The sequence below is a fragment of the Kribbella qitaiheensis genome (genome assembly GCF_042657745.1).
GTDB lineage: Bacteria > Actinomycetota > Actinomycetes > Propionibacteriales > Kribbellaceae > Kribbella > Kribbella qitaiheensis.
The window spans coordinates 72,004-97,094 of record NZ_JBHSKE010000003.1 but is presented as its reverse complement, the minus strand read 5'-3'; the positions used below and the strand labels follow the sequence as shown (position 1 = coordinate 97,094).

Annotated in this window: 21 protein-coding genes; 13 read left to right on the top strand and 8 right to left on the bottom strand. The window is 68.4% G+C overall.

Annotated elements, in window-relative coordinates:
- Nucleotides 1-50: 50 nt before the first annotated feature.
- The gene (locus ACFPJ1_RS02020; RefSeq protein ID WP_380101032.1) at nt 51-3,131 is read left to right on the top strand and encodes an AfsR/SARP family transcriptional regulator; all 3,081 of its coding nucleotides are present in this window, start codon (nt 51-53) and stop codon (nt 3,129-3,131) included.
- Between the two features lie 5 nt (nt 3,132-3,136).
- On the opposite strand, the gene ACFPJ1_RS02015 is transcribed toward ACFPJ1_RS02020, so the two are convergent.
- Both ACFPJ1_RS02015 and ACFPJ1_RS02010 read right to left on the bottom strand, forming a co-directional pair.
- Nucleotides 3,137-4,060 carry a PLP-dependent cysteine synthase family protein gene (locus tag ACFPJ1_RS02015; RefSeq protein ID WP_380101031.1) on the bottom strand — a complete coding sequence of 308 codons (924 nt, stop codon included), beginning with the start codon at nt 4,058-4,060 and terminating at the stop codon, nt 3,137-3,139.
- Between the two features lie 5 nt (nt 4,061-4,065).
- On the bottom strand, nt 4,066-4,497 hold the full coding sequence (locus ACFPJ1_RS02010; RefSeq protein ID WP_380101030.1) for a MarR family winged helix-turn-helix transcriptional regulator: 432 nt from the start codon (nt 4,495-4,497) through the stop codon (nt 4,066-4,068).
- 120 nt (nt 4,498-4,617) lie between these two features.
- Between ACFPJ1_RS02010 and ACFPJ1_RS02005 the strand changes: the two genes are divergently transcribed.
- A complete protein-coding gene (locus tag ACFPJ1_RS02005) occupies nt 4,618-6,189 on the top strand; it encodes an LLM class flavin-dependent oxidoreductase (protein ID WP_380101029.1) in 1,572 nt (523 codons plus the stop codon).
- A gap of 25 nt (nt 6,190-6,214) precedes the next feature.
- Here the strand turns inward: ACFPJ1_RS02005 and ACFPJ1_RS02000 are convergent, their stop codons facing one another.
- The 4 genes from ACFPJ1_RS02000 to ACFPJ1_RS01985 all read right to left on the bottom strand — a co-directional run bounded on the left by ACFPJ1_RS02000 (nt 6,215) and on the right by ACFPJ1_RS01985 (nt 14,461).
- Nucleotides 6,215-6,841 (bottom strand): DUF6308 family protein, encoded by a 627-nt coding sequence (locus tag ACFPJ1_RS02000; protein WP_380101028.1) that lies wholly within the window; start codon nt 6,839-6,841, stop codon nt 6,215-6,217.
- 254 nt (nt 6,842-7,095) lie between these two features.
- On the bottom strand, nt 7,096-7,728 hold the full coding sequence (locus ACFPJ1_RS01995; protein WP_380101027.1) for a LysE/ArgO family amino acid transporter: 633 nt from the start codon (nt 7,726-7,728) through the stop codon (nt 7,096-7,098).
- A 153-nt stretch (nt 7,729-7,881) separates the two neighbouring features.
- Complete coding sequence (locus ACFPJ1_RS01990; protein ID WP_380101026.1) at nt 7,882-11,373, bottom strand: UvrD-helicase domain-containing protein; 3,492 nt, start codon at nt 11,371-11,373, stop codon at nt 7,882-7,884.
- Complete coding sequence (locus ACFPJ1_RS01985) at nt 11,366-14,461, bottom strand: PD-(D/E)XK nuclease family protein (RefSeq protein ID WP_380101025.1); 3,096 nt, start codon at nt 14,459-14,461, stop codon at nt 11,366-11,368. Before ACFPJ1_RS01985 ends, ACFPJ1_RS01990 begins: the two co-directional genes overlap by 8 nt.
- A 162-nt stretch (nt 14,462-14,623) precedes the next feature.
- Between ACFPJ1_RS01985 and ACFPJ1_RS01980 the strand changes: the two genes are divergently transcribed.
- The 8 genes from ACFPJ1_RS01980 (at nt 14,624) to ACFPJ1_RS01945 (ending at nt 21,397) form a co-directional block, all read left to right on the top strand.
- Nucleotides 14,624-14,821, top strand: a complete 198-nt coding sequence (locus tag ACFPJ1_RS01980) for a hypothetical protein (RefSeq protein WP_380101024.1) — start codon at nt 14,624-14,626, stop codon at nt 14,819-14,821.
- A 7-nt stretch (nt 14,822-14,828) separates the two neighbouring features.
- Nucleotides 14,829-15,227: a VOC family protein gene (locus tag ACFPJ1_RS01975; RefSeq protein ID WP_380101023.1), complete on the top strand. Its 399-nt coding sequence runs from the start codon at nt 14,829-14,831 to the stop codon at nt 15,225-15,227.
- 113 nt (nt 15,228-15,340) lie between these two features.
- Nucleotides 15,341-18,091 (top strand): FtsK/SpoIIIE domain-containing protein, encoded by a 2,751-nt coding sequence (locus ACFPJ1_RS01970; RefSeq protein ID WP_380101022.1) that lies wholly within the window; start codon nt 15,341-15,343, stop codon nt 18,089-18,091.
- Nucleotides 18,088-18,768 carry a hypothetical protein gene (locus tag ACFPJ1_RS01965; protein ID WP_380101021.1) on the top strand — a complete coding sequence of 227 codons (681 nt, stop codon included), beginning with the start codon at nt 18,088-18,090 and terminating at the stop codon, nt 18,766-18,768. The genes ACFPJ1_RS01970 and ACFPJ1_RS01965 overlap by 4 nt, the downstream gene beginning before the upstream one ends.
- A gap of 26 nt (nt 18,769-18,794) precedes the next feature.
- Nucleotides 18,795-19,055, top strand: coding sequence for a hypothetical protein (locus tag ACFPJ1_RS01960; protein WP_164592782.1), 261 nt, complete (start codon nt 18,795-18,797; stop codon nt 19,053-19,055).
- A gap of 4 nt (nt 19,056-19,059) precedes the next feature.
- The gene (locus tag ACFPJ1_RS01955) at nt 19,060-20,364 is read left to right on the top strand and encodes a hypothetical protein (RefSeq protein ID WP_380101020.1); all 1,305 of its coding nucleotides are present in this window, start codon (nt 19,060-19,062) and stop codon (nt 20,362-20,364) included.
- On the top strand, nt 20,364-20,840 hold the full coding sequence (locus tag ACFPJ1_RS01950; protein ID WP_380101019.1) for a hypothetical protein: 477 nt from the start codon (nt 20,364-20,366) through the stop codon (nt 20,838-20,840). Before ACFPJ1_RS01955 ends, ACFPJ1_RS01950 begins: the two co-directional genes overlap by 1 nt.
- 92 nt (nt 20,841-20,932) lie before the next feature.
- Entirely contained in the window at nt 20,933-21,397 is a 465-nt protein-coding gene (locus tag ACFPJ1_RS01945; protein WP_380101018.1) for a hypothetical protein, read from the top strand.
- A 712-nt stretch (nt 21,398-22,109) separates the two neighbouring features.
- On the opposite strand, the gene ACFPJ1_RS01940 is transcribed toward ACFPJ1_RS01945, so the two are convergent.
- Entirely contained in the window at nt 22,110-22,424 is a 315-nt protein-coding gene (locus tag ACFPJ1_RS01940; protein ID WP_380101017.1) for an antibiotic biosynthesis monooxygenase family protein, read from the bottom strand.
- Between the two features lie 176 nt (nt 22,425-22,600).
- Between ACFPJ1_RS01940 and ACFPJ1_RS01935 the strand changes: the two genes are divergently transcribed.
- Nucleotides 22,601-23,590, top strand: a complete 990-nt coding sequence (locus ACFPJ1_RS01935) for an NAD-dependent epimerase/dehydratase family protein (RefSeq protein ID WP_380101016.1) — start codon at nt 22,601-22,603, stop codon at nt 23,588-23,590.
- Between the two features lie 34 nt (nt 23,591-23,624).
- The gene (locus tag ACFPJ1_RS01930; RefSeq protein WP_380101015.1) at nt 23,625-24,116 is read left to right on the top strand and encodes a metallophosphoesterase family protein; all 492 of its coding nucleotides are present in this window, start codon (nt 23,625-23,627) and stop codon (nt 24,114-24,116) included.
- A gap of 58 nt (nt 24,117-24,174) precedes the next feature.
- On the opposite strand, the gene ACFPJ1_RS01925 is transcribed toward ACFPJ1_RS01930, so the two are convergent.
- Nucleotides 24,175-24,330, bottom strand: a complete 156-nt coding sequence (locus ACFPJ1_RS01925; RefSeq protein ID WP_185445019.1) for a hypothetical protein — start codon at nt 24,328-24,330, stop codon at nt 24,175-24,177.
- 17 nt (nt 24,331-24,347) lie between these two features.
- On the opposite strand from ACFPJ1_RS01925, the gene ACFPJ1_RS01920 reads away from it, so the two are divergent.
- Nucleotides 24,348-25,007: a hypothetical protein gene (locus ACFPJ1_RS01920; protein WP_380101014.1), complete on the top strand. Its 660-nt coding sequence runs from the start codon at nt 24,348-24,350 to the stop codon at nt 25,005-25,007.
- Nucleotides 25,008-25,091 lie beyond the last annotated feature (84 nt).

Below are 25,091 nucleotides of genomic sequence, written 5' to 3'. Positions count from 1 at the left end.
AGCTTCGTAAAGACCGGCGCCGGAAACCTCGGGAAAGATAGGGTGCGGCCATGCGTTTCGGCGTGCTCGGACCGGTCACGGCCTGGACCGACAGTGGCGAGCCCGTCACTGTCCCCGGCCTGAAGGTGCGCGCCCTGCTGGCGGACCTGCTCGTGCACGAGGGTCGCCCGGTCCCGGCCGACCGCCTGATCGACGACCTCTGGGGCGAGGACCTGCCCGGCAACCCGTCCGGCACGCTCTCCGCGAAGGTCTCCCAGCTCCGCCGAGCCTTCGACGACGCCGAACCCGGCAGCCGGGCGCTGGTCGTCTCCGGGCCGGCCGGGTACTCCCTGAAGGTCGACAGCGGCTCGTACGACGCGCTGGGGTTCTCCGCTCTCGTGGAGCAAGGGCGGCTGGACGACGCGCTGGCGCTCTGGCGTGGGCCGGCCTATGCGGACTTCGCCGACGAGGCGTACTTGGAGACGGCCATTGCGCGCCTGAACGAGCAGCGGCTGACGGCGCAGGAGGAGCACTTCGAGACCCGGCTGGCGCGCGGCGAGCACAATGCGCTGATCAGTGAGCTGGCGGATCTCGTGGCGCAGCACCCGCTGCGAGAGCGTCTGCGGGCGACTCACATGAAGGCGCTGTACCGAGCGGGCAGACAGAGCGAGGCTCTGGACAGCTACGAGCAGTTGCGCGTGCTGCTGGCGGACGAGCTCGGTCTGGACCCGAGTCCCGAGCTCGCGGCGGTGCAGCAGGCAGTACTGCAGCAAGCGGTTCCGCCGCACGAGGTGCGACAGCGCCGGACCAACCTTCCTGCTCAGCTAACTGATCTCGTCGGCCGCTCCGAAGCACTTGCTGAGATCCAGGATCGTTTGTCTGAGGATCGCCTGTTGACGCTGACCGGGCCTGGGGGAGTGGGCAAGACACGCCTCGCTCTTGCTGCGGCAGCAGGACTGGCCGAGCGATTCCCCGACGGGGTGATCCTGGTCGAGCTGGCTGCGGTGACCCCTGACGCTCTTGACGTGGCAGGCTCGCTTGGCGACGCCGTACAGGCTGCGTTGGATCTTCGGGACAGTGGGCCTGAGTCGGGTGGAGACAGGCTTGTTGCGGCACTGGAGACGCTGGACCTGCTCTTGGTGTTGGACAACTGCGAGCACGTAGTAGAGGCGGCTGCTGAGCTGACGGACCGCTTGCTCGCTGCCGCGCCCGGGCTGCGGGTGCTGGCGACCAGTCGCGAGCCGTTGGAACTACCTGGTGAGGCGGTTTGGAGTGTGCCGCCGCTAGGGGTGCCAGCTGTGGCGGCGGACCTCGACGAACTCCGTGCGTCGGCTGCCGTCCAGCTCTTCGTCGGGCGAGCGACGGCGGCTGACAGAGGGTTCGCCTTGGACGCCGACACCGCCTCAGCAGTCGCGGTGCTCTGCAGGAGGCTCGACGGGATTCCGCTCGCTCTGGAGCTGGCTGCGACCCGGATTCGCGCTCTGGGCGTGCAGGGGCTGGTCGCACGGCTTGATGACCGATTCCGCCTGCTGGCAACCGGACATCGAGGTGCCGCGCCCCGGCAGCAGACGTTGATGGCGATGATCGACTGGAGCTGGGAGCTGCTCTCACCTGAGGAGCAGACCGTGCTCCGCCGACTCGCAGTACACGCTGACGGCTGTACTCCGGACGCGGCCGAGCAGGTGTGTGCTGAAGAGGGCGTGGACGACGTACTCATCCGGCTGGTGGATCGGTCGCTCGTGGTGTCCGTGCATGGGGCGGATGGCCCGCGGTACCGGCTGCTGGAGTCGGTGGCCGCGTACTGCGTCGGCAAGCTGCGCGAGGCGGGTGAGCTCGACCAGGTCCGTCAGCGGCAACACTTGTACTACGCGGACTTCGCGGAGCTGGCTCGGCCTCATTTGTATGGCCCGGAGCAGAGCAAGTGGCTGCAGCGGCTCGACGACGAAGCGGGCAACTTCCGGAGCGCTCTGGACGGTGCTGTCGCTGCGGGGGACTTCGAGCTTGCTGAGCGGCTGGTGGATTCGCTGAGCTGGTACTGGTTCCTCAGGGGCCGATTTGCTGAGGCACGGCGGTCGTTGTTGGCTGTGCCGACGGACAAGGCGGCGGCTTGGCTCACGGGGTTCATGTACCTCGATGGTGATAGTGATGCGGCCGCAGTTCGTGACCGTGTGCTGGCGACCGTCGATGCGCGGGCCAAGTGGTGGATCTCCTTTACTGGTAGCGATGCGGGCGATCTGGTGACCTGTCAGGCACTGCTGGACGAGGCGCTGCCGGCCTTCGAGGAGTCCGGGGATCAGTGGGGTGTGGCTGCAGTGCTGGTGGCTCGTGGCAAGCACTCCCATGTCCGGTCGGACCTCAAGGCGCTGGAGGAGGATGCCGCTGAGGGTGCTCGGATCTTCCGGCAGTTGGGCGATCGCTGGGGTCTTCTGCAGTCCGTTGGCTGGCTCGGGGCGGTCGCGGAGCTCAGGGGAGAACTCGAGCAGGCCGTCCGGCTCCACACCGAAGCCCTGCAGATGGCCGACGAGCTTGGCCTCTGGCCGGAGGTTGCCGGCGAGCTGGGATGGCTCGGCTGGACCTTCGTGAGGCAGGGCGACTACGACCGGGCGCTCGAGTACGGGGAGCGAGGGCTGCGGTTGTCGACCGAGCAAGGCTCCCGGCCGTCGCAGGCTCTGGCGGAGATCGTCCTGGGCTGCGCGGCTCGGCGTACGGGTGACCTGGACGTCGCGGAGAAGCGGCTGCAGTCACTGGTCGATGCGGCACGTCGGCAGGACGAGCAAGTGCTCTATTTGTCGATGGTGCTGGAGGAGCTCGGGTACACGCTGGAGCTACGCGGTGAGCTTGCCGCTGCGCGCGAGCGGCATGTGGAGGCCTTCCGGATCTCGCGCGAGTACGAGTCGGGGCGGGGGATGTGCTGGGCTTTGGAGGGGCTTGCGGCCTGCATCGTGGACAAGGTCGTGGCGGCGCACTTGCTGGGGGCTGCGGCTGTTGTCCGGGCTGCTGAGGAGCATCTGGTGACGGAGGCTGAGCAGCCGGACATCGAGCGGGCCGTTGCAGCTGCACGGGCCGCATTGGGCCCGGCTGCGTTCGAGGCGGAGTACGCGCGCGGCTCCGAGTTGTCTCCGGAGGAGGCGTTCGCCGAGGTGGCTGAGTAGCTTCGTCAGAGGTAGAGGTCGCCGGCCAGGTATTTGAGGCCGGTGTCGGCGGCGACGGTGACGACTGTCTGCTCCGGCGCGAGCTCGGCGGCGATCTGGATCGCGCCGAGCACATTGAGAGCGGACGAGGTGCCTGCGAAGACGCCTTCCTTCCGGGAGAGCGACTTGACCAGTTCCCTCGCTTCGGACTCCTCGATCGCCCGCGCTTCGTTGTAGCTCCCGGGCGTGAGCAGCGGCGGGATCGTCCCGGTCGCGGTGCCTTCGACGCGATGCGGGCCGCCGAACCCCGCGGTCAGCATCGGCGAGCTCGCGGGTTCGAGCGCGACGATTCGGTCCACTTTCGCGCGGAGCGCCTGCGTGACGCCGACCAGCATCCCGCCGGTGCCCACCGCCGCGCAGAACACGCTGAGCGCAGTACCGGCGGTCTGGTCGAGGATCTCGCGGCCCAGCACCTGGTAGCCGTCCAGCGCGTCGAGGTTGTTGAACTGGTCGGTCCAGAAAGCGTCCTCGGCAGCGATGATCCGGTCGACCTCGTGCCGCATCCGGACGAACAGGTCGGGCGTGATCCTGCCCCCGTCACTCGGCACCACGACGAGGTCCGCGCCGAACGCCTGCATCGTGCGCAGCTTCTCCGGCGAGAACGCGTCCGACGAGACCACTGTCAGCGGGTAGCCCTTGACCGCGCAGATGAACGCGAGCGACGACCCGGTACTGCCGCCGGTGAACTCGACCACCCGACGCCCGGCCCGCAGTACGCCGCGTCGCTCGGCGCCCTCGATCATCGCGAGCGCCATCCGGTCCTTGTAGCTGCCTGTCGGGTTGCCACCCTCGAGCTTCACCAGCACCTGGGCCGCGTCGTCCGGCACGATGCGCCGCAACCGCACCAGCGGGGTGTTGCCGATCGCCTGCAGTGCGGAGGAGAGGATCACGGAACTCAGTCTGCGAACAGAACCGGTACGTCGGCAACGAGTCGCTGCAGAGTCCGGGTGAACCGCTCCCGCTCGGCGATGGGGAGTTCGGCGGTGAGTTTCTCCAGGCGCTCGGTCAACTCCGCGTGGAACCGGTGCACCGCGGTCGACCCGGCCGGGGTCAGGCTGACCTTCACCGCGCGCCGATCGTGCGGATCCGCTTCACGTACGACGAGGCCGCGCTGCTCGGCGCGATCGACCAGACCGGTGAGGCTGGACCGCTCGAGGCAGAGCTGGCTGGACAACTCCGCCATTCCGACGGAGCCGTTGGTCAGCACGCAGAGCATCCGCGCCTGTGCCTCGGTGAGATCGCACCCGCGGCCGACCTCGGCGTACAGGTTCTGCACCAGGAAGGCCAGCCTGACCAGGCCGCTGGCGGCTCCGATGGTCTCCCGCATGGTGGCTCCACTTGTGATTGTTCGTGGCACGAAGTAATTTGTTCGTCAGGTCAACAGTACGTGGCACGAACTATTCGGGCAACGACTACTGCAACGTCGACAACAGGGCACAGGTGGAGCATGGATTACGGGCACGAGCTGGTCTTCGGCACGTTCCTGACCCCCGCGGTGGAGAACGCCGAGCGGGTGATCGCGCTGGCACAGCTGACCGAGCAGGTCGGGCTCGACCTCGTCACCCTGCAGGACCACCCGTACCAGCCGCGGCTGCTCGACGCGTGGACGTTGCTGTCGGTCATCGCGGCGCACACGCAGACCGTGAAGGTGTCGACCAACGTCGCGAACCTTCCGCTGCGTCACCCGGTCGTGCTGGCGCGCAGCGTGGCGACGCTGGACCGGATCACCGGCGGGCGGGTTGAGCTTGGTCTTGGGGCCGGTGGGTTCCTGCAGGCTGTCGCTGCGAATGCGGGGCCGGAGCTGACGGCGGGGCAGAGTATCGCTGCGCTGGAGGAGGCCATCGCGATCATTCGGGAGGTCTGGACTCCTGAGGGCGGTGGGATTCGGCTTGCCGGCAAGCACTACACAGTTTCTGGCGCCAAGAGGGGGCCGGCGCCTGCGCACGAGGTGGAGATCTGGTTGGGGGCATACAAGCCTCGGATGCTGGCGCTGACCGGGCGGCTGGCGGACGGGTGGCTGCCGTCGAGCGGGTACCTGCCGCCGGAGGAGCTTGCCGAGAAGAACAAGCTCATCGACGAAGCCGCTGTGGCCGCTGGGCGTGATCCGTCGGAGGTGCGGCGGCTGTACAACCTGTCTGGGCGCTTCGACGGGCGTGGTGGCTTCCTGCAGGGGCCGGAGGAAGTGTGGGTGGAGCAGCTCGCCGAGCTGACCCTCACCGAGGGGATGTCCACCTACATCCTCGGCTCCGACGATCCGGACGACATCCGCCGATTCGCTGACGTCGCCGAAGGTGTCCGCGAAGCTGTCTCTTCTGCGCGCTCGGCGTCCGCTGCTTCCGCCTCCACATCCTCCGCTGTTGCGCTGTCCTCGGCGCCTGCTGCCGAGATGCCTTCCTCAGCGCCCGCTCGGGGTGCGGGCGGCAGCTTCAGCGTAGTGCCCACGCCGCCGCCCGCCACGAAGCGGAGCGCAGTCCAGCCCTGGGATGAGTCCGAGCGTCCGACCGGTCCCGCGCTCGACCCGAACCGCACCTACGCACCGCACGAACTGGCGTCGGGCCAGCACCTCATCCAGGTCCACGACCATCTGCGGGCCGAACTCGAGCAGATCCGGGATCTCGTCGAGCAGGTGGCCGCCGGATCGATGGGCGTCGGGCAGGCGCGCTCCCACATCAACACCATGACCATGCGGCAGAACAACTGGACACTGGGCGTGTACTGCGAGTCGTACTGCCGGCTGGTGACCACCCACCACTCGATCGAGGACGCTTCGCTCTTCCCACGCTTGCGCCGGGCCGATCCCGCATTGGCTCCGGTGGTCAACCGCCTGCAGGAAGAGCACCTGGTGATCCACGACGTCCTGGAAGGCGTCGACAAGGCGCTCGTCGCATTGGTTGACGGATCAGGCGACATCAACGGTCTCCGCGCCGCGGTCGACCTGCTGGACGACGTACTGCTGTCGCACCTCTCCTACGAAGAGCGCGAACTGGTAGAGCCGCTCGCCCGTCTCGGGGTCATGTAGCAGCCCGACCCCGGCGTACGGAGGGCTACTTCGCCTCGCCGAGGAGGGAGGCGAGGATGTCGAGGAGGCGGAGGGTGGGGGCCTCGGCGAGGACGCGGGCGGCGGAGGTCGCGGGCTCGGCGATCAGGCGGACTTGGAGCAGCTTGAAGTCGCGGACATTGGCCGGGTTGACCAGATCGCGGTGCACGGCCGCGAGGAACTCGGCGCCGGCGGACGCGCTGCTGTAGGTCATCCGGATGAAGCTGTCGCTGACCGGGTAGAGGTACGGCCGCTTCAGGTGCAGCAACTTCGACTTCTTCGCCTGGCCGAAGCCGCGGTGCCCGGAGAACTTCTCGTCCAGCGCGTTGGCCGCCTCGAACAGGTCAGAGCCGGGAGCGGCGTCCTCGAGCCGCGCGTCGACCGGGATCGCGGCGAACTCCTTCTCCGCCTCCACCTCGAGCAGCCAGGGGATGTCCGCCGCCCGCAGGTCGGACCCGATCACCATCGTCCGGGCGAGGTCCTCCAGCGTCACATTGTCCGGCTCCGACCCGCCGATGTTCGTCATCCCGGGCAGACCGTCGTAGTACCGGAGCACCGCGCCGTTCGTCTCGGCGTACAGCCGTAGCTGCGCGATTGCCTCGTCCACGACGATCTTCCGACTACCGATGTTCATGGCCACACCCTCACACTCTTCGTGGCAGACCCGCCAGCCGGATCGGGCATCCGTCTGACGAATCCGAACTACACCCGGATGCGCTGAATCGTAGGGGACGCCACCCCTCCTCCCAGCACAGGGTGACATCCCCACTTGTCCACAACCTGTAACTATCCCCTCCGAACCGGCCCTCACCTCCCTAGACTCTCCGTCACAACACATCACAGACCGCGGGCATGGGGCTCATCTTCGGATCGTAGGTCTCGGTGGAGTCAGAGGGTGGACAGGAGCAGGTGGAGCGCCAGGGCCGTGATCAGGGTGCTGGAGATCAGGGCAGTGGCCAGGCGGGCTCGTGGGGTGGTGAGGGCTCGGCCGAGTACGGCGCCACTGGTTGCTAGAGCGAGTTGCCACGAGGCGGAGGCGAGGAAGGCCGCCAGGATGAAGACAGCTTGTTGGAGGCGGGTCGGGGTTGTGGCGTCTTGGCTGCCTAGCACCAAGGCTGTGAAGTAGATGATCGTGGTGGGGTTGAGCATCGTCATGGCGAGGAGGCCGAGGTAGGCGCGCGCCGGGGTGAGTGGGGTGTCGGCCGAGCTCGCGGAGGACTGGAGCCGGCGGTGCTGGGTGATCGCGGTGGCTGCGCCTCGGATCGCGAGGGCGAGGAGGACCAGTACTGAGATCCACGTCAGCGGGACCGTGATCGGTTCGATGAGTGGGGCCAGGGCTGACCCGCCGATGGTGGCGATCAGGGCGTAGACGCCGTCGGCGGTTGCGACGCCAAGGGCGGCGAAGGCGCCGAGCTTCAGTGAGGTGCGGGCGGTGAGAGCCACCAGGTACGTCGCGACGGCTCCGACGGGCATGGCGATGCCATAGCCGGCGAGGAGCCCTGCGACCAGGGCGGCGATCACGACTGCGAGCGGCTGGATCCCAACACTCGGCCGGCCTGCTGCTGGACCCGCACCGAACGAGCGGCGGCGATCAACAGCAGAAGGACAGTGGTCGTGGTCATGCCACGATCGTGCAGCTCACCTCTTGCCCCGAGCAACCCAATTTCGTCGGCGTCAGAGGGTGTGGGCGTGGGCGATCGTGGGGGCCAGGAAGAGGAGGACGGGGCGGCCGGTGTTGGGGATCATGGCCGCGTAGGACTGGAGTTGGGGGGCGTAGTAGGCGACTCGGGCGTCGAGGGCCGAGGCGGGGATCGCGTCGGTCTTGTAGTCGACGATGACGAGTGTGCCGTCGTCCTCGCGGTAGATCAGGTCGACGAAGCCTTCGAGGATTGTGCCGTCGGGTTGCAGGGTGCCGACGTACGACTCGCGCCAGTATTCGCGGGCGGCTGCTCGTTGGACGACGTCGGAGGCTAGGGCTGACCGGACGAGCGCCGTCACGACATCGGCGTACTCGACGATTCCCTCGGCCATGCACTGCGACGAGACGGCTGCGTCGAGGCCGGCGCCGGTGGCGAGGTCGACCACTTGCAGTACGCCGTGGACGGCTCGGCCGATGGCGGTTCCGTAGCGGCCCTTCGACCACGGAGGTAGCTCGACGTCGCGGGCCGCCTTGGCGATACCCGGATCCGCTCCTTCGAGGGCGACGTCCGGGCCGGTTCCTTCGAGGCCGGAGGCGCTCTGCGCGGATTTCCGGCGGCTGGCCTGCCGCGCCTCGGTGACCCGCGCGGTCCACTCCGCCCGGTTGACGGGAGGTGCGACCTCGGAGCCTGGGGACTGCGCCGCGCTGGTCCGCGGTTCGACCGCCGGGCTGGTGAAGAGGACGGCGTTGGCCGCGTCGACGCCACCCGCGGAGGCGAAGAGTTCCGCGTTGCTCGAGTGGCGGCGGTTGCCGGAGCGGTGGAGCGAGACCACCAGGTGATCCCGGGCCCGCGTTGCGGCGACGTACAGCAGGCGACGGCGCTCGTAGTCGTCCATCTGCTCGTCGACCGGCTGGACCAGGTCGAAGTCCTCGGTCTGGACGGACTTCTTCAGCTTGACCGCGTACCCGCCGTCGGGCGGCCACAACACCTGTACTCCGCGCTGGTGGTTCGGCGCGGCGGTCATGCCCGAGAGGATCACGATCGGGAACTCGAGGCCCTTGGCCGCGTGGATCGTCATCACCCGGACGGCATCCGCGTCGGTCTCGGGGAGTACTGCCTCGGCGACGCGCGACGCCTCCTCGCCTTGGTGAGCGGCCCAGGCGAGGTACGACCGCAGGCCGCCGTGCTCTACCTCCGACCAAGCGCGTGCCTGATCCACGACGAACCGCACCCGGCGCCACGCATCACGAGCACGCGGTCCAGTGGCGGCAACCTCGAGCATCCGGCGATCAGCGACGATCTTCGCGAGTACTTCGCTCGGCGTCATCCAACGCGACGCGTAGTACGTGCGGCGCAGCCACTCCATCGCCTCGCCGACCGGGTGGGTGAGTAGGGAGTCGGCGACGGGCGCTGTCAGGGTGAACGAGCCGCCGGAGCGCTTCCAGGTGAAGAGGTCGTCGTCGCCGCAACCGAACAGCGGGGAGCGGAGGGCTGTGACGAGGGCGAGTTGGTCGCTGGGATCGCCCAGTGCGCGGGCGCAGGCCAGCAGGTCGCGAACCTCGGCGGTCTGGTAGACGAGCGAACTGGCCTCTGCGCGGTACGGGATGTCCGCGCGGTCGAGCGCCTCCTCGAGGAACGGCAGCGACGTGCGAGCGGGAACCAGTACTGCGATGTCGCCCGCGCCGGCTGGTCGCCAGGTCTCGGCCTTCTCGTCGTAGATCAGCCAGCCGTCGCCCAGAGCCTGGTCGATGACGGCGGCGACGTCGGCTGCTTCTCGCTCGCGGAGGACGGACGCCTGCGCGCGGGGCAGGTCGTCGTGAGGCTCCGCCCCCAAGACCACCACAGCAGGGCCGGCCCCGCCCGACCCCGGGGCAGCCGCGGCCAGGGTGGCGCCGCTGGCGTCCGCTTCTGCCGAGGCATCGGCGGAGGCAGCGTCCGGTGCCGGTACCACGGAGAGATGACGCCTGAGCGGGATCACAGCGGCGAGATCCGTCAGATCATCCGCGTCGTCGGGGTCCCCGAGAAGTGACAGCTGGTCGCCAGTCACCGGAGCCGCGTCGACGGGGTCGTCGGTAGCAGGCATAGCAGGCGACCCGTCACCACCCGCTGGCGCCAGGGACAAGGTCGGCGATGAAACGCGATGCGGCGTCAGCGCGTGGTACATCGGCTGAGCTGCGGGCTCCGGCGTGATCAGCTGGGCGAAGACCGTGTTGATCCAGTCGAGGACCGGCGGCACAGTCCGGAAGTTCGTGGTCAGCGTGACCGTCTCGCCGAGGAGTTCCTGAGCCGTCAGGTAGGTGGCGATGTTCGCCCGACGGAACCGGTAGATCGACTGCTTCGGGTCGCCCACGACGAAGAGCCGCCCATCCGGCACCTCGACGTCTCGCCAGTCCGGTGCGTCGGCCTCGGCGCCGCCCGCGATCCGCACGGCCAGCTCGATCTGGATCGGGTCCGTGTCCTGGAACTCGTCCAGCAGCAACCGCTGGTACCGCTCCTGCAGCGCCGACCGCACCGGGGCATCCCGCCGCAGCAGGTCACGCGCCAGCACGAGCAGATCGTGGAATTCGAGCCGCCCCTCGGCCCGCCGCAGCTCGGCAGACTCCAGCACCCGCTCCGCGATCCAGTGCGACAGATGCCGCAGGCAAGCATCCAGCAGCAGCTCGACCAGCGACCCGGCGACCTCGACCACCTCGGCGGAGTCGCTGCGGACCTTGGCGACGTCCGGCCAGTTCTCCTTGCGCCCGACCTTGCCGATCTTCAGCGCTCGCAGGCTCTGCAGGATCGCGAGCTGCGTCTCCTGGTCCGTGGCGGCGTCGAGCATCAGCCCGAGCTCACGGATCTGCTGCACCTTCGCCAGCATCCGGTCCTCGCCGTCGCGGCAGTGCTCCACGGTCGCACCGATCTGTGCCGCCGCCGCGATCAACCCGGTCAGATCGGGCATCGCCACCAGCTCGGGCGGATCCACCAGCACGCGATCGCCGATCAAGTCCCAGTCGTTGCCGAACAACCGGGCCAGGGAGCGCAGGTGTTTCAGCTCCACCCCGACGGCCATTGCCAGCAGCAACGGCTCCGCGATCGAGTCGTCGTCCAGCAACTGCTGCTGCAGCTCGGACCACCGCTCCTCGAACGCGACCGACGACCCGACCTCGTCCAGCACGTCGATCAGCGGCGGCAGCCCGGCGTCGATCGGGTGAGCGAGCAGGAGTTGCTGCGCAAAGGAGTGCAGTGTCCCGATCGAAGCCGAGTCCAGGTCATCAAGCGCCTCGTCCGCCAACGGCCGGAATTCACCGTTCCGGGCCTTCTCGAACTCCACCCGCAGCCGATCCCGGAGCTCCGCACCAGCCTTCTCGGTGAACGTCACCGCCGCGATCTCCCGCAGCGGGATCCCGTCCCGCAGTACCAGAGTGGTCACGCGATCGACCAACGCGTGCGTCTTCCCGGAGCCCGCGCCGGCCTCCACGAAGAGCGTGGACGCCGTGTCCGACCGGATCTGCTCGCGCGCGTTCTCGTCCAGAAGTTCAGTCATCGAGAGCCACCTCTTCGAACGCAGGCAGGGCACTCGGATCGATCAGCCGCACCAACCGCTCCAACGTCGGGTCGTTCCGCTTCCGTTCCCACCGGGCCCGGACCTCGCTGTGCCCGATCGCGTCCGGGTTGCAGTACGGACACTGCACCCACAGGAAGTCAGGGATTTCGGGCGCCTTGGCCGGGAAGTACCCCGCCGCGATCGACGACACGATCACGTCGAGCGTGTCCACGTACCGCGCGGCCACTTCGGGGGTCAGCGGCACCGGGATCCGCCGCCCGCCCTTGCGCACGAACCAGTACGACGCTTCGACCGGGGTCTCCGGATCTCCCAGCCGGGCGCGTGCGGCGTACGCGTAGACCGGCAACTGCAGCTTGGTCCCGGCGGCCACCGGATCCGACTCGATCGCCTCGTACCGGGAGAAACCCCCGGTTTTCACATCGGTGACGTAGATCGTGCCGTCCTTGCCGAGGTCGACCTTGTCCGCCGATCCGCGCAGCAACACGCGCCCCGAGGGCACCGGGATCTCCACCGGCGGCTCGCCGTCGAACCCGAACCGCAACTCGCTCGCCACCACCGAGGCGTCATGCTGGGCCCGCCACCGCTCGTCGTCGGCGAGCAGCACCAGCAGGTCCCCGAGGATCCGCAACCGCTCGCGCTGCCACAACCGCGGATGCCCGGTCAGCCCCTCCGCCTCGAAGCGTTCAGCGAGGTCCGCCCCGATCGTGACCAGCAACGAACGCTGCTCCTCCGACCACGGCTCGCCGTAGCCGGGCAGCGAACTCGCCAGCCGGCTGACGAAGGCGTCGAGGCTGTTGTGGATCAGGTTCCCCACTTGCAGCGGCGAGATCACCAGCAGGTCCTCGGGAGCCTCCAGCGGCTCCACCTGCAGCAACCGCTCGACGAAGTACGCGTGCGGGCAGGACGCATACGACTCCAGCGAAGTCGGTGAGGCAACCCGATCCTCCAGCGCGTAGTCGGGCAGACCCGACACGCCCGACAGGTTCCCGTCGAAGCGGGTGAACTCGTCCGATGCCCTTGCACGCAGCAGGATCCGGGCCTGATCGACCACACCATCCCCTAGCGAGAGACCGGCGGTCGCAGCGCGGACCTGCCAGTCCTGCTCGGTCGCGGGCATGGTTGCCGTAGTCAACGACCCCGCGTAGGAAGCCGACGTGAGCATGCGGTCGCCGTACTCGGCCTGGTCCCACTCAGTGGCAGCGAGCGCGTGGTCGCCGGTCAGCGAGCGCAAGGTGCCGAGCAGCCAGCGCGTGGGCAGGCGGCGGCTCGAGCGGCGGAGGTCCCCGCGGGGGAACGACGCGACCACCCGCGACGATCCGGCGGAGAAGGCCGCGAGCAGGTGTCGCTGCTTCTCGTCGAGCCGGTCCCGGAACGACGCCAACTCCGGCGCGGCCGCCTCCCGGACTCGGTGAGGGAGCAGCGCGTCCTCGTGCACGCGACCGGGATAGAGGTCCTCCGACAGCCCGACCACGAAGACGGTGTCGACGGACAGTCCGATGCTCGCGGACAGCGGAGCCACCAGTACTCCGGTGCCGAACGTCCCGACGCGGGGAAGCGACTGCTGCAACTCCAGGTCGAGGACATCTCGCAGCACGGACAGGCTGGCCGGCGTCCCGAGCTCATCCAGCGTGGACAGCCCTCGCAGCGACCCCTCGACGGCGACCGCGGCGTACTGCTCCTCGACGGGCAGTGAAGACACGTCCAGCAGAGCCTGGAAGAGCCCGAGCACTGCCTGAGCCACCTCCGCCCAGGTCCCGAGTTCAGAAGCACCATGCAGACGCCGACGGAGCTCGACGGCAAAGGAGTGCAGTCGCTCCGCATTGCCCGCGTTGTACTGCGCTCGGCGGACCACGGCCGGCCGGGGATCCTCGGCGACCTGCTCCTGCTCCGCAGTACGGCGCTCGGACTCCACATAGCGCGACAACCGCTCGTCCCAGTCGTCACCGCGCACCACCCCGGCCACGCGGGACAACCGCTCCCACTGCGGTACAGGAATGCGTTCACCGGTGAAGTCGCGCGTCGGCGCGTTCGCGAGCGCCCGGAACAGATCGCCACGCGGCAGATCGTGGTCGACCAGCGCGAGCACCTCCAGCAACGTCCGGGCGAGCGCGCGCTCGTGCACAGGACGGGTGCCCGGCCCGTTGACCTCGATCCGGGCCGCGGACAGGTGCTCGTGCAGCAGCCGCGCGTAGGGCGTGGCCGCCGCGTAGAGCACCGCGATCCGGTGGGCAGGCGTGCGCTCCAGCGACTTGACGACATCACGCACGACACAACGAACCTCGTCATCGGCATCCGACGCGTTCAGTACTTCGGTCGCGACCGGGTAGTTCTTCGCGATGGACGTCGGCAGGTCGATCCCGATCCGCTCCAGGGACCGCCGCACGGCGCGATCGGCCCGCCGGACATCGGTCAGCCCGACGATCACCGTCAGATCGGCGGCTGCATCCCCCAGTGCCTCGACGAATCGCGCCTCAGCCTGGGTCAACTCCTGCGGAAGGTAGAGCACCAGCGCGCCGAGCTCCGCGACCGCCGAGCGATCCTCGCGGCAGCGAGTTGACGCAGCCACCAGAAGATCGGTCTCGTCGTACCACTCGGGCGTCAGATCGCCGGTGACGTGGCGGTGCAACCGGACCAGGTCAGGGCCGAGGGTTGAGGCGGCGGCGACTTTGTCGAGCGCGGTGGCGCTGAGATCGCGCAGCTCCCGATGGGCCGCTGCAAGCGCTTGAATGGTGGATGGATGCTCCGCCACGTCCGTGAAGATCCCCGGCGCCTTCGACAGCGCAGTACGCCAGGTGGCGGCCACGATCGGGCGGGTGGCCGGGCGGCGCGGCGCGAGCAGACCGGCGGCGAGCTGCTCGGCCAGCCGTGGCAACGTGGCGAGGAAAAGTCCGGCGATTCCGGACTGGGCCAGGAAACGACGGGCGGCGACACCGGCCAGGTTGTTCGGCAGCAGCAGCGTGACCGGCTTCATCGGGTCGTCGCTCTTCAGCCCCGCCACGACGTCCTGGAGTCGCTCCAGGGCGGCCGCGCCGTAGGCCGTGGTCTCGATCCGGGTCGCGCTCACCATTCCCCCTGCTCGACTATCACTGCCTGCTCGACTATCACTACAGCCTGCTCGACTGTCACCGCAGACGTTAGCGCCCCCCTCCGACAAACAAGCGACATTCAAGCGAACCCGCGAAACGCCCACGTCGCTGCGGTGGCGGCGATCGCCTCGGACAATGAAGGAATGACCAAGGAGACCACGATCGCCCGCGTTCTCGTGGTGCTGGTCTTTGCCCCGGCGGGCGGCCTTTTCGGCAAGGCCGTCGCCGTCGCCGCGTCCGGCCGGCAGTGGTGGCCGTGGCTGATCGCGGCGCTGGCCTGGCTGGTGATTTCGGGGCTGGTCGCGGTGGCGGTGTCGAGCCGGTTCGACGAGCACCGATAATGCTCCGATGGCCGCCGCTGTGCACCACATCGAGATCTGGGTCCCGGACCTCTCCCGGGCGCTGAACGACTGGGGCTGGATCCTGCGCCGGCTGGGCTGGAAGGACGGGGACGGCTGGCCCGGCGGATTCATCTTCACCTCGGGTATCGACAGCTCGTACATCGTCGTCGAGCAGAGCCCGGCCTTGTCCGCGACCACCCACGACAGGCTCCGGCCCGGCATGAACCACCTGGCGCTGAACGCCGCCGGCCGGGCCGAGGTCGACGCGATCGTTGCCGAGGCAGCGAACCACGGCTGGACACTGCTGTTCGCCGATCGTCATCCGTACGCCGGCGGCCCCCAGCATTACGCCGCTTTCCTGCATAACCAGGACGGCTACGAACTCGAGATCGTGGCCCCCGACTGACGGATCGGCAGGTGAGACTTCTGATGTCTGAAGTGACGCCCGGGACTGTTGGTGTGACATGGTTGGCGAAGGCATTTGCTGGGTCGCGGGGCAAAGGTGGAAGGACGGTGCTCGTGACGGAGACGCCTGACGGGGGAGGTGTGCCCGGACCGGTTTCTCCAGAAGTTCTGGAAGCACGGATCCGCGGCCTGCAGTTCGCGCTCGGGGAACTTCTCGAGAACGCCCGTCAGCACACCCGGGGCGAGCACCAGCGCGCGGTGCAGTTGCATCGACAGATGCAGGCCGAGACGGTCGCCGCACGGCGGGAGTCGCGCGGTCTGGTCGAGGCCGCGACCGCAGAGGCACTCGCCACCGCGGAGCCCGCGTCCCGGCTGGCTGCCGACCGTTTGGCACCCGGGCTGGCATCGATCCCGCCCAACGACGCCCGCTGGCGTTCGCGGCAACTAGTCGGCGCCGGCACCCCGTCGTACGTGCGGGTCGGCGAGCTGGACACCGGTACTCCGGTGGTGGCGCCGCTGCTGCGCACCAACGGGTGGAAGGTGACGGCGGATCGCCACGAGGCCGCGCGGCGATTGCTGCAGAGCGTGGCGTTGCGGCTGGTCGCCTCGGCCGAGCCGTTCCGGCTGCGCATCGACGCGTTCGACCCGCGGCTGACCGGCATGATGGGGCTGCTGGGTCACCTGACCACGAAGTACCCGCAATTGGTGCCGAGGGCAACGCACACCGCGGATCAGTTGCACACGGTGCTGTCCGGGCTGGTGGACGTGTCTTCGATGCGTGCCAGCAGGCAAGCACAGTTGGGCCACGAGCGGTTCGAGGACCTGGTCCGCGAGAGCGGGCGGGTGACCGATCCGTACCGGTTGGTCGTGCTGTTCGACTACCCGGCCGGGATCGACAACCTGGCCCAGCGCGACCTCGTCCGGCTGGCGGCGACGGGTGCCGATCGGGGCATCTGCTTCCTCGTCCACCACGACCCGAGCAGCACCTCCGAGCACGAGGTCGACGCGCGGCAGTTGCTCGACCTCCTCGATCCCGTTGCCATCATCAACGAGAAGGTCGAGCTGTCGCAGCTGCCGAACGTGCCGGCCAAGCTCGACCCGGCCTTCGACGCGAACGTTGCCGCCGGCATCTGTGACGTCATTGCCGAGCTCGCCGAGATCGCGGTACTGCCGACGATCGAGTTCAACCGCACCCTGCCGGAGCGCCACACCTGGTGGCAACCGGTCACCGACGAGCTCAGCACGGTCATCGGGTACGACGACCGCACCCCCGCGCTGGTCCGCCTGCGCAGCGGCAATCCGGCTCTTCCCCATGTCCTCGTGGGTGGCGCGGTCGGCCAGGGCAAGTCGAACTTGCTGCTCGTGCTGATCCACGGACTGGCCGCGCGCCATGCCCCGGCGGATCTCGAGATGTATCTGCTGGACTTCAAGCACGGTGTCGAGTTCTCCTCACTCGGGCCGGCCAAGGAGCGTGAGCATTGGCTGCCGCAGGTGCAGGTCCTCGGGATCCACAGCGACCGGGCGTTCGGCCTCGCAGTGCTCCGCCATCTGTCGGACGAGCTGGCCCGGCGCAGCGAGATCTTCAAGTCGCACGGCAACGTCGCGGACATCGCCGAGCTGCCCCCGAGCGAGGACCGCCCGCCGCGCATCCTCGCAGTACTGGACGAGTTCCAGGTGCTACTGGAGGACGACGACGAGCTTGCCGACGAGGCGGCCCGGTTGCTGGAGCGGCTGGTCCGGCTGGGCCGCGCGTACGGCGTCCACGTGGTGCTGGCGACGCAGACGATCGAGGGTGTGAAGCGGCTGTCCACCCGGCGCGACTCGATCTTCGGGCAGGTGCCGTACCGGATCGCGCTGAAGACGACGCCGGCCGACTCGCAGGCGATCCTGCGGACCGGGAACACCGCCGCCGCCGAGCTCCAGTTCCGCGGCGAGGCCGTGCTGAACGCGAACTTCGGCTCACCCGACGACAACCAGCACGTCCTGGTGAGCTTCGCGGACAAGGTCGTCCTGGACGATCTCCGCCGCGAACTCTGGGAGAAATCCGGTACTACGCACCCGCCGCGGGTGTTCCACCTGGCAGAGCCGGCCCGGATGACCGACACGGCCGCGGCGGTTCGACCCGAGCTGGGGCGTCCGTGGACCGGGTTGCCGATCGCGGTGACGGAGGAACCCGTCGCCGTGGAGGTGCGGCCCGAGCCCGGCGCCGGAGTACTGGTCCTCGGTGATGGTCCGGCGGATGCACTCGGGGTGTTGACGGGACTCGCCGTCTCCGCAGCCGCGGCGGCCGCCGTGCCGCCACGGTTCATCTTCATGGACGGGACCGACTCGGCGCCGGTGGTTGCTGAGGGCAAGGGTGCGCTGATCCAGACGTTGGAGGAGCTCGGGTGTGAGGTCGAGACCATCGACAAGCACGGCGATATCGTGCCTCGGTTGTTCTCGCTGCGGGACGCGGTGCGAGACGGCCATGTCGGCGGTACGACGTACCTGCTGGGTTTCGGCTTCCACGGCGTGCCCAAGATGCAGCTGCACGCCGACGGGTTTTTCGAGAGCCCCGCGAACGCGCTGCAGGACATCGTTCGTGGGGGACCGGCCCAGGGGCTCGTCACCTTCGGCTGGTGGAATCGGCTGCACGTCTGCACCGACCAGCTCGGCTTCAACCGGGCGAACGTCGCCACCCACCTGTTCCTGCGCCACCCGCAGGACGGGGTCCGCGCGGTGGCCGGCTCGCTGATCAGGTGGGCCTCCGAGCCGCACCGCGCGCTGCTGTGGGACGGGCTGCACCCCGAGGCGCAGGTCGTCGTACCGTTCGCGCCACTGCGGTTCGACGAGGTCGACCGCCTGCTGGAGCTGGTACGCCGATGAAGACCGAACAGCAGGAGTGGGCTGACTACGCGCGGGCCCTGCGACAGGTGGCGGGCGCGCGGGCGGACGCCCAGCAGGCCCAGGACAGACTGACCGCGAACCGGTCGAAGGCGGAAGCCACTGCAATGGCAGAGGCGGACGCGATGGCCGAGCGCGGCCGCAAGCTGGAGACCCGGCTCAACGCGCTCGCCGAGGCGGCCGCTGCCAGCTTGCAGCGTGCCGGGCTGCCGCCAGAGGGCAAGCGGACCACCATCCCGCTGCCGGAAATGCGCGGTATGACGGACATGGAGGCCGCCGCGGCCAAGCTCACCAAGCAGCTCGAGGACACCGTCGACAAGCTGGAGGAGGTCCGGACGAATGCCCGGGCGGATCAGGAGCGCCGCAGACGCCGTACGATCAGCGCCGCCGAGGTGCTGGTCGGGCTCCTGGTGGTCTGGGCGTTCAGGGGCTCCCTCGTGGTCGCCGCGGAGGCTGCCGCGATCGCCGCGGTCACACTGCTCGCCGCGTCGCGGGTGCTGGGGCTACCGCGTCTGCCTGCTGCTCGGTGGTGGGGCTGGGGCGGGGCAGCCGTGGTCTTCATCGTGATGGCAGCAGGCCTGCCCTGGTGGCTGGCGATCCTGGTACCGGCAGCAGTCTCCGGTACGGCGATCGTGCTGCCGAAGAAGCGCAACCAGTAGAAGTGACTTTCAGGAAGAGGCAGTAAGTGTCCGACGTACAGCGGCTCAAGGAACAGCTGCACCAGGTCTCCGCGGAGGCCAAGCAGGCAGCGGGCGGCCTGGCCGGCTTCAAGCTTCGTTTCATCCAGCACAGCGCCCAGGTGGAGAGCCTGATCGCCGGTACTGCGACCGGGGTGGACCGCGACATCTCCGAGATCCTCGACGCCGCCGGCAAGGCGGTCGAACAGGCCGCGGAGGCCCTGGAGATCGCCTCGGCCGGCTGCAAGAGCTACGCCGACCAGATCTGAGCAGATGCCCTCCGACCTGCAGCGAGTCGCTCGCGGCCTCGTGGAGTGTCTCGACGAGGTCCCGCAGGTGGTAGCCCACCTCCAACGCACAGCCGACCGCTGCAGGGAGAACGCCGCCCTCGCCATGGCCGCTTCTCATGGCCGGGCCACGGTCGCCGCCCAACAACTGGACGCGGCCGCCCGTTCGTGTGAGCAGGCCGCGCACTATCTGTCGATGGCGCCCCCGAAGGCACGTGCTTGGGCCGAACGCCTGGTCGGTGCGTCACGCTCCAGCGACCAGCCGGACGCCCGGTCGGCGGACCGAAACAAGGCGACCGGCGGGTCGGGGGACATTGCCGAGCGGGATGTCTTCGGCCGTGTCCAGAGGCTCTCCCTGCCCTTCAAACCTTCGGAACCTGCCGAGGGCAACGAACCCCCACTGATCCAGGTGGCTCGCAAGGCCTTCGAGAAGCTCCGCAAGAAGCAACAGAAGGCCGAAGAGCAGTACGAGGAACCCGAGCCGATCGAACTGGAGATCGTAGTCGCGGAATCAGGCGACCTCGAGATCACGGAGCAGGATCCGCCCGAGGAGTCGCAGTACGAGATCCAGGTCGACCTCGGTCCGGCGGTCGCCGAGCTGCTGAAGTCGATGGCCGCCGATTCCCGCCAACAATGGTCCGAAGCCCACGTCACCATCACCCCGGACCGCGTCACCGCGAACTACACCTACGCAAAAGACCCCATCGCACCCGAGCCCCCTGTGATTGACATCGAACTGCCTGCGCTTGTACGCACTTGGAAAGACACTCAGCAGTCGACTGTGATCGTCGTTCCAGAGATCGATGCCGCCCTCGACGAAGCTCCGGACTTCGACCCTGCATTTCATCCGCGACCACTCGGTGAGAACTTCGCACCTGGCGTTCATGATCCGTCCCGGTCGTTCAGTGCCAAGGAACTCGCGGTGGCTGAACGGCTCGAAGCGGAGGGCTGGCGAGTCGACGCCAGAGTGGCGAATCACACGGTCCAGAGGCTCAAGAGTCCAGATGTCATGGTGCGGAAGAACAGGGCTGACGGTGGCGTAGTCGTCGAGTTCAGGACGCTGGTCAGCGCCTCTCCCAACGCGATCAAGCGGAATATGACCCAAGGCAGTGGTCAGGTGCGTTCGGTTGCCGGAGAAGTGCTCATCGACGGCCGCCAGGTCGGTCTGACGGAGGCGGCTGCCCACCGGGCCTTCCGCAGGGCATGCGGGCAACCCCATGCAAGTGTTTCCCCACGGGTGCACGTCATCCTCGGTGACGGACGACTGGTCACCTATTCGAAGGAGAACTGATGGCCGACGACGACAGCCTCTTTCTCGCGACCGACGAGTCGGTCGTGCAGGTAGGCGACTGGTTGGCGGAAGTGCTCCGCCTCGAGCCGATACCTGAGCCGTCAGACATTCCGGATGAGGTCGGCTTGCGCGGCCGTGCCGCCACGATCGAGGACGGCTGGCTCGGCTTCCTGGTGCACAGAAACTGGCATGCAGAGTCGGATCCAGAGCCTGACGAGGTGCAGGCCATCGATCCGTACTCAGTTCAGATCGATATCTGGTACAGCGCCAAGGACGAGGTGGTGCAGCAGCAGGAGGCGCGCTTGGTCTTCGATGCACTGGTCACGGCACGGCCGGATATCGCCATGCTCTTGTCCCACAACCTGACCATCCTCGTCGCGGCTCACCTGCCAGGAGCCGGTACTCACTACTTCGACTCCAAGACGACCCTCGATGCACCGGACCAGCCCCACTGGCAACCATGGGTCTGCAGTTGACGATTCAGGCGGAATGAGTGCTGCCGCCTGCCCGTCGAGCCTGAGTGGCTGCCGGGCGATGGGCGGCTGGTGACCTACACGAAGGAGTCTTGATGTCGACCGTCGACAATGTGTTTTTGAACGTGGACGAGCCTCCAGCGGTGGTCGCCGGATGGCTGACAGACCTGCTGGGGTTCGAGCAGGTCGCCGGGCAGGCCGTTGGTGAGGAGGTCGGTCTGCGTGGCCGAGCGAAGGCGGACGATGGATGGCTTGGAGTTGTGGTTCAGCGCAACGGCCATGTGTCGCCGGAGCCGGAGGCTGATGAGGTTCAGGCGATCGATGCTTGTGGGATCGAGATCGGCATCCGATACAAGCCCGAGACCGTGCTCCATCGGGAGGCACGGCTGATCTTCGACACGTTGGTCGAGGCGCGACCGGAAGTTCCGATGTTGTTGACAGAAAACCTCGAGATCCTGGTGGCAGCCCACCTGCCAGGAGTGGGTACGCAGTACTTCGACTCCGGTACGACGCTCGACGCGCCGGATCTCGACACCTGGCGACCGTGGGTGCGTACGTAAGGCGGTCACTCTCGAGCCGGCGGATGTCGGGACTGCGGCGGACTCACTGACGGCATCACGTCGGGAGAACGTGCGCTCTCCGGAGGGTTCGAAAAATGTTCTGTGGAATCGCGTCATGAGTGGGTGAGTGGGCCGTCACTACGAGTGAACCCATCCCACAGGGAAGTGGAAGTGATTGACGAGAACTGCAGGTTTTCGAGGTCGCTGATGGGAACTCCGACAGGTGACTTGGCGGCGGGTCCGGGCCCACGATCCGGGCGCAGGGTGCACTGATGTCCGGCGATCCGGCAGGACCGCATCGTCGCCGCGTTCGAGTGTGGTTCGGGGACCTCGTCGTCGCGGACTACCGGGCGGAGGCCGACCTGGCCGACCGCTATGCCGCAGCCATGTCGCGCCGGTTCGCCGGTTTGCGCGTAACCAGCGAACCCGTCCCCGACTCCGATCCCGGGCCGGACCGCCCGCTGCCGGGTGAACGGCTCTGGGACCTCCCCAACCCTGGCCGGAGTTGCACGCGGCTCCCGAACCAGACGACAACGAGTCCGAAGGCCCCGACCGCGGTCCAGACGGTTCGGCTCACGGAAACAAGACCACGACCGGATCCGGCGCCGCGGACCTGGTCTGACCCAAGCGGGCCGGCGCGCCGAATTCCCTCCGGCGCCCGGCCCGCTCTCGCAGTACTCCGAGCCGCTGTCCTCAGCCAGCCTCCTGCGTCCTAGCGCGTGTACTCCATCGACTGGGTGACGTCGAGGTTGTGGAACTTGGGCTCGCCGTCGCAGAGCGCCATCATCTTCTGCGCGAACTCTGTGGTGTCGGCGCGGTTCGAGTTCTCCATCGCCGCCTCGTACGACGCGAACTCCACGATGCTCAGGTAGCGACCGGGGTCGTCCCGGTCCTGCCCGGTCGTCGCCCGGACCGGCGCCTCGCCGCCACCCGCGGCCTCACGGGCCTTGCGGAACTCCTCGGTGAGCGCGGCGACCTCGTCCGGCTTGGAGGTCCGATACTCGATGATCTGAACGAATGCAGCCATTTCTCCCCCTTGCTAGTTGGTCCTCCTGCTGCTGACATTGCGCCTGATAGGTGCCCACCGCAAGGGTTTGCCGGGACGGTTGACTCGGTGCAGATCAGAGGCGACGAAGCGTGTCCGGCTGTCTGCCCTGGGCAGAGATCGTGGGTTTTGTCCGGGGCGCCTGATTTGCTGTCCTGGTGGACATTCTGATTCTTGGTGGAACCGCTTTCCTGGGGCGCGAGATCGCCACCCAGGCGCTGGCTCGTGGGCACGCTGTCACCTGTCTGGCCCGTGGTGAGAGCGGTGCCGTGGCCGACGGAGCGACCCTCATCACCGCCGACCGCAGCCGCCCGGACGCGTACGACGGCGTACCGGAGCAGGAGTGGGACGCCGTGTTCGAGGTGTCGTGGCAGCCGGGGTTCGTCCAGGCCGCGCTGGAGGCCTTCGGCGCTCAGGCGAAGCACTGGACGTACGTGTCCTCCGGCAACGCGTACGAGAAGTTCGACACCCCTGGCGCCGACGAGTCCGCGGCCCTGCGGGCGCCGACCGATCAGGACGTCGTCGATCGCGAGCTGTACGGCGAGGCCAAGGTCGCCTCGGAGCAGGCATCCCTGGAGGCCGTGGGGGATCGCCTGGTGATCGCGCGGGCCGGCCTGATCGGCGGACCGGGGGACAAGAGCGACCGGGCCGGGGCGTGGGTCGCCCGTGCCGCGCGAGCGCCTGAGGAGCCGCTCCTGGTCCCGGACACACCCGAGCAGGCGACGTCGGTGATCGACGTACGGGATCTCGCGTCCTGGCTGCTGGACTGCGCCGAGAAGGGCACGACCGGGACCTTCGACACCGTTGGCCCGGTGGTGCCGTTCGGCGAGTGGATCGACCTGATCCGGTCGGTCGGCGGGCACACCGGGCCGGTCGTGCTCGCGCCGCGGGAGTGGTTGGAGGAGCAGAAGGTCGAGCAGTACATGGGGCCCGACTCACTGGCGATGTGGCTGACCGAGCCTGGGTACGAGGGCTGGTCGAACCGTAGCGGTCAGGTGGCGATCGCGGCGGGGCTGAAGCATCGCTCGCGGGCGTCGTTCGTGGCGGACACGCTGGCCTGGGAGCGCGAACTCGGTCTCGACCGCGAGCGCAAGGCGGGCCTCAGCCCACAACGCGAACGGGAGTTGATCGCGGCGCTGAACGGCTGAACCTCTGGCGAGGGTGTCTGGCAGAGTGGGAGCCATGCGGCTCGTGCTGATCTCGGACACCCATCTGCCATTACGCGCGAAGAAGCTTCCCGCCGCGGTGTGGGAGGCGATCGACGACGCCGACGTGGTGATCCACGCCGGCGACTGGGTGAATGTCGGACTGCTCGACGAGTTGGAGGATCGCGCCCAGCGACTGATCGGCTGCTGGGGCAACAACGACGGTCCCGTACTCCGGGAGCGCCTGCCGGAGGTCGCCCGGGTCACGTTGGACGGGCTGTCCGTGGCCGTCGTGCACGAGACAGGTCAGGCGAAAGGTCGCGAAGAGCGGTGCGAGAAGTCCTACCCAGGCCTGGATCTGCTCGTCTTCGGACACAGCCACATCCCGTGGGACACGACGACGCCGCGCGGTCTTCGCCTGCTCAACCCGGGTTCACCGACAGATCGCCGGCGCCAGCCGCACTGCACCTACCAGACGGCCGTGATCGAGTCCGGCCGCCTGAAAGATGTTGCCCTACACAACCTTTAGCGCTGCGTGCCTTATCAGGGCGCCGGCCTGAGCCGGCGCCCCGCAGTACAGGGCACTGCTACGCGCTGGCAGCTTCCTTGACGCGGGTCTTGAGACGGTCGCGGACCTCCTCGGGGGTGTAGGCGCGGCGCTTGCGCTCGCCCCGCGCGATCACGACGCCGGTGGCGGCGACTCCGACGATCCCAGCCAGTCCTACGACCTTCCATGCCTTCATGTCACTAACCTAACTATGTGGAGACACGGATTTCACTGGATGACGCTACGGAACTGACACGAACAGGTGACATTTGGCTGTTCCGCGGAGAGAGCGCGGCCGATCGCGCGATCCAGCTGACCACGAACAGCCCGATCAACCACGTCGGCATGGCGATCGTGATCGAGGATCTGCCGCCGCTGATGTGGCACGCCGAGCTCGGTCGTTCCCTGCCGGACGTGTGGACCGGGAGCCACCACCGCGGCGTACAGCTGCATGACCTGCGCGACGCGGTGCTCGTCTGGTCCCGGCGGTACGGTCAGCGCGCGTGGTTGCGCCAGCTCGAGTACCCGATCACCCGCGAAACCGAGGACGCAGTACTGCGGACCGTGGCGCGCCTGGACGGTACGCCGTTCCCATCCACCGCCCGGCTGGCGTCGCGGTGGTTGCGCGGGCGGATCCCCAAGTTCCGCAGCGGCGAACGCGACCTGGAGCTGGAGACCGCGTACTGCGCGGAGGTGGTCGCCGTGACGTACGAGGAGATGGGCCTGCTGCCGCCCGGGCGGCGCCCCAACTGGTACGACCCGGGCCGGTTCTGGAGCGGCGACGACCTGGACCTGGCCGGCGGCGCCACCCTCGGCGAGGAGATCGCCGTCGACATCCCGCCGGCAGACGAGCCGGCCGTCGCCCCAACCTGACGATCCACTCGCGGAACCACGCGGGACGTCCTCGAAGCTGAGAAGCCACCGGCGGGACGTCCGTCGGGCTGACGTCCCGCCGGT

Coding starts and splice junctions, on each gene's coding strand:
- ACFPJ1_RS02020 (WP_380101032.1), top strand. CDS start 51: ATGCGTTTCGGCGTGCTCGGACCGGTCACGGCCTGGACCGACAGTGGC.
- ACFPJ1_RS02010 (WP_380101030.1), bottom strand. CDS start 4,497: ATGCGGGAGACCATCGGAGCCGCCAGCGGCCTGGTCAGGCTGGCCTTC.
- ACFPJ1_RS02005 (WP_380101029.1), top strand. CDS start 4,618: ATGGATTACGGGCACGAGCTGGTCTTCGGCACGTTCCTGACCCCCGCG.
- ACFPJ1_RS02000 (WP_380101028.1), bottom strand. CDS start 6,841: ATGAACATCGGTAGTCGGAAGATCGTCGTGGACGAGGCAATCGCGCAG.
- ACFPJ1_RS01990 (WP_380101026.1), bottom strand. CDS start 11,373: ATGACTGAACTTCTGGACGAGAACGCGCGCGAGCAGATCCGGTCGGAC.
- ACFPJ1_RS01985 (WP_380101025.1), bottom strand. CDS start 14,461: ATGGTGAGCGCGACCCGGATCGAGACCACGGCCTACGGCGCGGCCGCC.
- ACFPJ1_RS01980 (WP_380101024.1), top strand. CDS start 14,624: ATGACCAAGGAGACCACGATCGCCCGCGTTCTCGTGGTGCTGGTCTTT.
- ACFPJ1_RS01975 (WP_380101023.1), top strand. CDS start 14,829: ATGGCCGCCGCTGTGCACCACATCGAGATCTGGGTCCCGGACCTCTCC.
- ACFPJ1_RS01965 (WP_380101021.1), top strand. CDS start 18,088: ATGAAGACCGAACAGCAGGAGTGGGCTGACTACGCGCGGGCCCTGCGA.
- ACFPJ1_RS01955 (WP_380101020.1), top strand. CDS start 19,060: ATGCCCTCCGACCTGCAGCGAGTCGCTCGCGGCCTCGTGGAGTGTCTC.
- ACFPJ1_RS01950 (WP_380101019.1), top strand. CDS start 20,364: ATGGCCGACGACGACAGCCTCTTTCTCGCGACCGACGAGTCGGTCGTG.
- ACFPJ1_RS01945 (WP_380101018.1), top strand. CDS start 20,933: ATGTCGACCGTCGACAATGTGTTTTTGAACGTGGACGAGCCTCCAGCG.
- ACFPJ1_RS01940 (WP_380101017.1), bottom strand. CDS start 22,424: ATGGCTGCATTCGTTCAGATCATCGAGTATCGGACCTCCAAGCCGGAC.
- ACFPJ1_RS01930 (WP_380101015.1), top strand. CDS start 23,625: ATGCGGCTCGTGCTGATCTCGGACACCCATCTGCCATTACGCGCGAAG.
- ACFPJ1_RS01925 (WP_185445019.1), bottom strand. CDS start 24,330: ATGAAGGCATGGAAGGTCGTAGGACTGGCTGGGATCGTCGGAGTCGCC.